This is a genomic window from Rhizobium sp. BK491, from assembly GCF_014194925.1.
GTDB lineage: Bacteria > Pseudomonadota > Alphaproteobacteria > Rhizobiales > Rhizobiaceae > Rhizobium.
This window is the reverse complement of the sequence record NZ_JACIAR010000041.1, coordinates 1-1,056: the sequence shown is the minus strand read 5'-3', so window position 1 is coordinate 1,056 and position 1,056 is coordinate 1. Positions and strand designations below refer to the sequence as shown.

The window sequence follows — 1,056 nt, the reverse complement described above, 5'->3', positions numbered from 1 at the left end:
CTAGAGCGCGTCCATTGAACGCGGAATCGGATTGAGGATTCCGTTGTCCGTTGATTTCTGATTCCATTGTCCGACTGGTGATTTGGTCGGAGGCAATATGACCCGCGCTTTCAGCGATGATCTTCGCAGCCGCGTTCTGGCGGCGTCACATGATGGAATGTCGGCGCGATCGGCGGCGGCCCGGTTTGGGATCGGTGTGTCAACGGCCATCGCCTGGATTGCCAGCGCGCGGCAGGGCCAAATGACGCCGGCGAAGCAAGGACGGCGCGGCGGCTCACGCCTGGATGTCCACGAGGATTTTATCGTGGGTATGATCGAAGAGGAAAAAGACATCACCCTCAACGAGATGGTTCTGAGGTTGGCCGAAGAGAGGACAGTTTCCATCGGTCGCAGCGGTCTCGATGTCTGGCTGCGCAAGCGCGGCTGGACGTTCAAAAAAAGACCGCACATGCACTGGAGCAAGAACGCCCAGATCTCCTGAGGCGCCGTCGGGACTGGTTCGAGGGTCAACTCGATCTCGATCCCAACCGGCTTGTCTTCATCGATGAGACCGGCTTGAGCACCAAAATGTCCCGGATTCGCGGACGGTCTCTTTGCGGAGAACGTTGTCGTGCTGCGATCCCGCACGGCCATTGGAAGACGACGACCTTTACCGGTGCGTTGAGGCTGTCGGGGATGACTGCGCCTATGGTGCTCGACGGCGCAATGAATGGAATAGCGTTCCGAGCCTATGTCGAACAGGTTCTCGTACCAACACTGATACCCGGCGACATTATTGTAATGGACAACCTGCCTGCGCATAAAGCCGAAGGCGTGCGGCAAGCTATTGAAGTGGCCGGTTGCCAGCTACTCTACCTCCCACCCTATAGCCCGGACTTCAACCCCATCGAGAAGGCCTTCTCCAAGCTCAAAGCGCTCCTGCGAGCCAGAGCAAAGCGCACCGTCGAAGCACTATGGGACACAGTCGGCGAGATCGTTGCGCTCTTCAAACCCCAAGAATGCGCCAACTACTTCATGGCATGCGGATATGACCCCGAGTAAAATGGACGTGCTCTA

At 57.7% G+C, this 1,056-nt stretch carries 1 pseudogene; it reads left to right on the top strand.

Features of this window, described 5'->3' with window-relative positions:
• Nucleotides 1–97: 97 nt before the first annotated feature.
• Nucleotides 98–1,041: pseudogene (locus FHX05_RS30220) on the top strand (IS630 family transposase).
• The last annotated feature ends 15 nt before the right edge of the window (nucleotides 1,042–1,056 follow it).